Origin of the sequence: Shinella sp. M27, from assembly GCF_049199905.1 — a bacterium.
GTDB lineage: Bacteria > Pseudomonadota > Alphaproteobacteria > Rhizobiales > Rhizobiaceae > Shinella.
Map to the genome: position 1 here is coordinate 294,833 of NZ_JBLZPK010000060.1, position 6,530 is coordinate 301,362.

The following is a 6,530-nucleotide window of genomic DNA, read 5'->3' on the forward strand; positions in this document are numbered from 1 at the left end:
GCAAACCCGGCCTGCGCATCAGAACAAGGCGTCGTCGAACAGATCGTCGTCGCTCATGGCTGCGGGTTGGACGGGTGCCGCCTCGAGCGTCCCGCCAAAGTAGCGGGCATGAATTTCGCGTTCCGAGGCCATAGTATAGACACGCGCGATACGGCTGCCGAGATCGGCCATCGCCTCCTCAAGTCCGGCGGTATCCGGCATCTCATGATCGATCAGATCGCCGGCACTTGCCGCACAGTCGGCGAGCACATCGCCGAGTTCAGCGTTGAAATCGAGGCCGGCAATCGTCCTGCCCGCCTTGGCGGAGACATCCGCGCCGCAATCCCGCAGCGCAGCCATATCCTCTTCCATCCGGTCGCCGGCGCGGCGAATATGGTCGAGCACCTCTTCGAGATGGATATCGAGCGAGCCGCCGGCCGCATTGCCGGCTTCGCCAAGCTTGCCGGCATCGCCCTCCAGCGATTGCAGCGCAACCAGGATGCGTTCGGCCGTCTCGTCGAGCTGGGCGGAGAAGGTGCGCAGCTCCGCGGTCACCACGTTGATCGCCCGCCCCTCTTCGCCGAGCTTGCTGCAGCGCAGGTTGGTGTTGAGTGCCATGTAGTGGATATCAGTGCGGACCAGCTGGATCGTCTTCACGCCCTTCAGCAGCTCCCGCACAGTCTCCACCGTGCTCGACCCCAGCGCATTGGCCTTGCCGGCCGCCTGCTCGATATCGCGCACGACGGCGCGGGCAGCATCGATATCGGCTTCCAGCGTGCGCATGGCACGGTCGGCCGATTGGCCGTCGGTGGCAGCCATGTCGCCGTAAAGCGCCATCAGACCATCGATATCGGTCCCGAAACTACGGATCGTTCCGATGACGGTCTTGCATTCGCGCCCGAAGTCGCTGGTGATCGCGACAAGCTGATCGCGCACGAGATGGTGCACAAGGGCCGTCAGACGCCCGGCCGCGTCACCATCCAGCGTGCCGGCCGCCAGATGCTCGTCCAGAAAGGCGAAGGCTGACTGGCAATGTTCGATGCGCTGGCGCGTAATGTCGCCGATCTGCATGGCGGAGAGCGTGGTCGCGACCTTCGTCTGCACGAGACGGGCCGAACTGCCGACCTTACCGGCGAGCTGCGAAAGATGCTTGCGCTGGGATGTGAGGTCCGCTGCATTGCGCGAGAGATTGGTGGCAATGTCGGGTACACTGCGGCGGAAGCGCTCCAACGCCTCTCCTCCGCCCAAGGACGCCGCGTCGATCACGCCGCTGAGCGTGCCAATCTTCGCGCCGAGCGCATCGACTTCCTTCCTGCCGAACTGGATGCGTTCGAGGATTTCTTCCGCAAAGCCCGAGAAATCCGGAATGGCGGCGCCCGTGATCTTGGCCGTCGTCGCGAAAGTGCGCAGATAGCGCAGCGTCTCCTGCATATCCGCAATATGGGTGCCGAGCGACTTTTCCGTCACCGAAACACTGGCGAGGCGCTGCTGACGCGTTTCCTCGATGGCCGGCAGCGCGGTCAGCTGATCGACCGTCGCAACCAGCCGGCCGATCGTCGCCTGCGCGGTCTCGTCGTCAAGCGAACGGGAGAGGTTTTCCAGCGATGCAACCATTCGGTTGAGCACATCGAGCACGGCGAGCAGCACCACGCCCCCGTCGAGGAAGCGTTGTTCGATGCGGGAACGGGCCCCTTCGAGACGGGAAACGAGTTCCGTCCCGGTCGTCTGCCGCTCCACGCGGACTGCGCTCGCTGTTCCTGACACGCCATACCCCACTTTCAAGAAATCTAGGCCTGACCCTAGGACGAACAATGTAACGCGCAGTAAATTCGCATCTCCTTATGAAGTGAATTCGGGCCTTTAAGCGCTGTTTGCACGCCACCACCCGAGGATGCAGGCATCCCTAGAATTAGGGATTTATAAATAATATCTCTAATGTCTTATGTTTTAATTTAAATAATATTATCAGATGGTTAAGCCGAATGCGTCACCTAACGTGAATTGTTGTATAAGCAATGCAGCAACCACCAAAAGGTGAATTTAGCAACCGCGCTTTACGGATCGTTAAGGCTATCGATGAATTCTGGCGCGGGGAATACTCCCTTGCAAAACGTTTATCGGGGCCAGCATGTCCTCCACCTTGTCCGGTGACGCGCCATTAACCTTACCAAATGCGCTCACCATCAAGAATATATTAGCCGTTCAAGAGATTATCCTGAGCCATTTGGCGGATAATCCAGCAACGATACTTGATATCGACGCGGAGGCTCAGGTCGACCTGAGCTTTGTCCAGCTCGTTACGGCTGCGCGCAAACACGCGGAAGCGCACGCGAACCGGCTTCTACTTGCTCGCCCGGCGACGGGAGACCTTTACGACGTGCTGAAGCGTGGCGGATTTCTCGACGAGATGACGCCGGACGCCGCACATTTCTGGTTGCATCAGGAGAAAAATTGATGACCGCGAAAATCTTGACCGTGGACGATTCCGCCAGCATCCGGCTGACGACACGCGTCACCCTGAGCAATGCCGGCTACACCGTGACCGAAGCGGTCGATGGGCTCGACGGCTTGAGCAAACTTAAGGCAGGTGAATACGACCTGGTGATCACCGACCTCAACATGCCCAATATGGACGGCCTGACCATGATCCGCGAGCTGCGCAAGCTGCCCGCGCATACCGGCGTGCCGGTCATCTTCCTCACCACGGAGTCAGACGGCGAGATCAAGGCGCAGGCCAAGGCGGCCGGCGCCACGGGCTGGCTCACCAAACCGTTCGATCCGGAAAGCCTCGTCAAGATCGCCAGAAAGGTCCTCGGCAAATGAGCAATCCGGACCCGATCTCAGTTTTCCGGACAGAAGCGGCCGAACTGCTGGAACAGATCGAGTCCGGCCTTCTCGACCTGACGCGCAGCCTCGACGATCGCGACCAGATCGATGCCGTCTTCCGCGGCCTGCACACCCTGAAGGGGTCCGGCGCGATGTTCGGCTTCGAGGCTCTGGCCGCCTTCACGCACCATTGCGAAACCGCCTTCGACCGCGTGCGCAAGGGCGATGTGCCGGCGACGCATGAACTGGTCTCGGCGGTCTTGTCCGCCCAGGACCATATGCGGGCGCTGCTCGAAACGCCGAACGGCGACCACGATGCGATGAGCGCCAGCCTGCTCGACAACCTGCACCGCGCCGTCAACGGCGCGGGCTCCCCTGCCCCCGTCTCAACCGCAACCCTTATGGCCGTAGCATCGGACCAGGATGCCGGCGGCATGCGCGAATGGCGCATCCGTTTCAGCCTGCCGGCCAATGCCATGGCGAACGGTACCAATCCGCTCGGCCTGCTCGACGAGATGCGCGATCTCGGAGAATGCAAGATCATTGCCGACGCCACTGATGTTCCGGATCTCGCCACGCTCGAGCCGCGCGACATCCACCTAGCCTGGGACGTGACCCTCAAGACCGAAAAGCCCCGCAGTGACATCGAGGACGTCTTCATCTTCGTCATGGACGAGATGGAGCTCGACATCACGGAGATCGCCGTCGAGCGCCCGGCCGCCGTCCATGTCGCCGCTGCCCCGGAAGCTACGATGCCTAAAGCGGTGGTGGTTTCGGAGCGCGAGGCACCCGCCATCCAGGCCGCCAACGATTCCAAACAGGCGAAATCCGCCGAAAACGTCCGCGTACCCGCCGAGCGTCTCGACGAGATGATGGACCGCGTCGGCGAGCTGGTCATCGCCCAGTCGCGCCTCACACAGCTTGCAGGTGCCGCGGCCGATCTCGGCCTGCGCTCCGTCTCCGAGGAAATCGAACGCCTGTCCGGCGAATTGCGCGACACGATGATGGTGCTGCGCATGATGCCGGTCGCGAGCCTTTTCAGCCGCTTCCGCCGCCTTGTGCACGACCTGTCGCGCGAGACCGGCAAGGAAATCGAACTCATAACCGAGGGCGAAAACACCGAGGTCGACAAGACGGTCATCGACCGGCTCGCCGATCCGCTCGTCCATCTCGTGCGCAATTCCATCGACCATGGCCTGGAAAAACCCGACGAGCGCATCGCTGCCGGCAAGGACCCCAAGGGCAAGGTCATCCTCTCGGCGCACCAGACGGGCGGCGAGGTCATCATCACCATCAAGGACGACGGCCGCGGCATCAACCGCGACCGGGTCCGCGCCAAGGCGGAATCGTCGGGCCTCATCCAGCCGGGCCAGACGCTGTCCGATCCGGAACTGCTGCAGCTCATCTTCCAGCCGGGTTTCTCAACCGCCCAGGCTGTCACCAATCTCTCCGGCCGCGGCGTCGGCATGGATGTGGTGAAGAAGACCGTCGAAGCGCTGCGCGGCGCCATCGACATCGTCAGCAAGCCGGGCGACGGATCGGAAGTATCGCTGCGCATTCCGCTGACGCTCGCCATCATCGAAGGCCTGCTCGTGCGCGTCGGTGGCGGCTGCTACGTCATCCCGCTTTCGGCCGTCGAGGAATGCCTGGAATTGTCGCTCGAAGACGACCTGCGCTCGCGCGGCCGCTCCTTCATCTCGCTGCGCGACAGTCTCGTGCCGTTCCTGCGCCTGCGCGAACTGTTCCGCACAGGCACCCAGCCCGACCAGCACCAGAAGGTCGTGGTCATCTCGACCGGCTCCGAGCGCGTCGGCCTCGTCGTCGACCAGATCATCGGCGACCACCAGACAGTCATCAAATCCATGTCCAAGCTGCACCATGACGTCGCCACCTTCTCGGGCGCGACCATTTTGGGAGATGGCAGCGTCGCGCTGATCCTCGACGTCACCCATCTCGTCGCGGCCGGGCAGCACCAGGAGGCGCAAATGCGGGCGGCAGGATGAGCGAAGCGGCACGGAAACTCGACTACGGCACGATCTGGGGCGAGGAGGAAGACCTGTCCGTCCTCACCTTCAACCTCAACGGCGAGACCTTCGCAATCGAGGCGATCGTCGTGCAGGAAATCCTAGATCTTCTGCCGGAAACCCACGTTCCCGGCAGCAAGCCCTTCGTTTCGAGCGTCATCAATTTTCGCGGCAAGGTGATCCCGCTTGCCGACATCCGCCTTGCCTTCGGCATGGACGCGACGGAAACCACCATCGACAGCCGCATCATCGTCATCGAGCTCGATCTCGACGACGAACCGACCCTCGTCGGCATCCGCACCGACAAGGTCAACGAAGTCACGACCCTTGCCAAGGTCGCCAGCGAGCCGCCACCGAGTGTGGGCATGCGCTGGCGCGCTGATTACATCAACTGCCTCGTCAAGCGAGGCGGCGAATTCATCATCGTTCCGAACCTGCACGCGATCTTCTCCTCTCGGAAAGACCGCACTGGCAACGCGCAAGCGCCGAACTAGGCACTCAGGAGAGACCCATGCGCTTCACCATCAAATTCAAGCTGTTCCTGACCTTCGGCTTCATGATCGCGGTGCTGGTCGGCACCGCGGCCTACGGCATCATGAGCCTCGGCGGCCTCAACACGACGCTCGGCGACGTGCTGAACGGCCCGGCCGAGCGCCTGAAGCTCGCCCAGGCGCTGAACAACCTGCAGCTCCAGCAGATCCGCCAGCAGAAAAACATGCTGTCGTCGGCAAATGCCACTGAGACCAATCGCTACATTGGCCTCAGCGACGAAGCCCGCAAGGAATTCGACGCGACGTTCGATGCTGTCCTCGCCAAGGCGACGGAGCAGGGCAAAATGATGTGGAACAAGCTCGCCGGCTTCACCACCGACTTCCGCCGCAACGATGACCGTATTCGCGCATTGGCGCTGGCCGGCGATACCGACAGTGCAACACGCATCTCGAACACCGACGCCCGCGCAGTGACAAACGAGATCGACAAACTGCTCGACGAAGTGGTGAAGCTCGAGGAAGGCCGTCTCGACGAAGCCGAAGTTAACGCCCAAGCCCAGTATGAGAGCACACGCACGCTCATGGTGACAGCCGCCGCCATCGCGGTCCTGATCGCCGCCATGGCTGCCGTCTGGATCGTGCTGTCGATCAACCGCGGCCTCAACCGCGCTGCCAGCGCCGTCCAGAGCGTGGCGGATGGCGACCTCACCCGCTTTGCCGACATCACCACGAAGGACGAGATCGGCGATATGCTCGGCCATGTCAACACGATGATCGAGCGCCTGCGCGGTGTCGTGGCGGATGCGCTGTCGGCCTCCGACAATGTCTCCTCGGGCAGCCAGGAACTCTCGGCCAGTTCCGAGCAGCTCTCGCAGGGCGCGACCGAGCAGGCATCGTCGGCCGAAGAGGCTTCCGCCTCGATGGAGGAGATGGCCGCCAACATCAAACAGAACGCCGACAACGCCGCCCAGACGGAGAAGATCGCCCGCCAATCGGCCAAGGATGCCGAAGCCTCCGGCGAGGCGGTCGGCCGTGCGGTCGGCGCCATGCGCACCATCGCGGAGAAGATCTCCATCGTTCAGGAAATCGCCCGCCAGACCGACCTGCTCGCGCTCAACGCCGCCGTGGAAGCGGCTCGTGCCGGCGAACACGGCAAGGGCTTCGCTGTCGTCGCCTCGGAAGTGCGCAAGCTCGCCGAACGCAGCCAGGC

6 protein-coding genes are annotated in these 6,530 nt (G+C 62.6%); 5 read left to right on the plus strand and 1 reads right to left on the minus strand.

Features of this window, described 5'->3' with window-relative positions:
• Positions 1-18: 18 nt before the first annotated feature.
• Positions 19-1,743 (minus strand): chemotaxis protein, encoded by a 1,725-nt coding sequence (locus ACOZK4_RS23430; protein ID WP_421594111.1) that lies wholly within the window; start codon positions 1,741-1,743, stop codon positions 19-21.
• A gap of 364 nt (positions 1,744-2,107) precedes the next feature.
• Between ACOZK4_RS23430 and ACOZK4_RS23435 the strand changes: the two genes are divergently transcribed.
• The 5 genes from ACOZK4_RS23435 to ACOZK4_RS23455 form a co-directional block, all read left to right on the plus strand.
• The gene (locus ACOZK4_RS23435) at positions 2,108-2,434 is read left to right on the plus strand and encodes a hypothetical protein (RefSeq protein WP_421594112.1); all 327 of its coding nucleotides are present in this window, start codon (positions 2,108-2,110) and stop codon (positions 2,432-2,434) included.
• The gene (locus tag ACOZK4_RS23440; RefSeq protein ID WP_421594113.1) at positions 2,434-2,802 is read left to right on the plus strand and encodes a response regulator; all 369 of its coding nucleotides are present in this window, start codon (positions 2,434-2,436) and stop codon (positions 2,800-2,802) included. Before ACOZK4_RS23435 ends, ACOZK4_RS23440 begins: the two co-directional genes overlap by 1 nt.
• Positions 2,799-4,808 (plus strand): chemotaxis protein CheA, encoded by a 2,010-nt coding sequence (locus ACOZK4_RS23445; protein ID WP_421594114.1) that lies wholly within the window; start codon positions 2,799-2,801, stop codon positions 4,806-4,808. The genes ACOZK4_RS23440 and ACOZK4_RS23445 overlap by 4 nt, the downstream gene beginning before the upstream one ends.
• On the plus strand, positions 4,805-5,323 hold the full coding sequence (locus ACOZK4_RS23450) for a chemotaxis protein CheW (protein ID WP_313524973.1): 519 nt from the start codon (positions 4,805-4,807) through the stop codon (positions 5,321-5,323). The genes ACOZK4_RS23445 and ACOZK4_RS23450 overlap by 4 nt, the downstream gene beginning before the upstream one ends.
• Before the next feature lie 17 nt (positions 5,324-5,340).
• A partial coding sequence (locus tag ACOZK4_RS23455; protein WP_421594115.1) for a methyl-accepting chemotaxis protein occupies positions 5,341-6,530 on the plus strand: 1,190 nt, incomplete at its 3' end.

Excerpts from the sequence above, each read along its gene's own strand:
- ACOZK4_RS23435 (WP_421594112.1), top strand. The coding sequence starts at position 2,108 with ATGTCCTCCACCTTGTCCGGTGACGCGCCATTAACCTTACCAAATGCG.
- ACOZK4_RS23440 (WP_421594113.1), top strand. The coding sequence starts at position 2,434 with ATGACCGCGAAAATCTTGACCGTGGACGATTCCGCCAGCATCCGGCTG.
- ACOZK4_RS23445 (WP_421594114.1), top strand. The coding sequence starts at position 2,799 with ATGAGCAATCCGGACCCGATCTCAGTTTTCCGGACAGAAGCGGCCGAA.
- ACOZK4_RS23450 (WP_313524973.1), top strand. The coding sequence starts at position 4,805 with ATGAGCGAAGCGGCACGGAAACTCGACTACGGCACGATCTGGGGCGAG.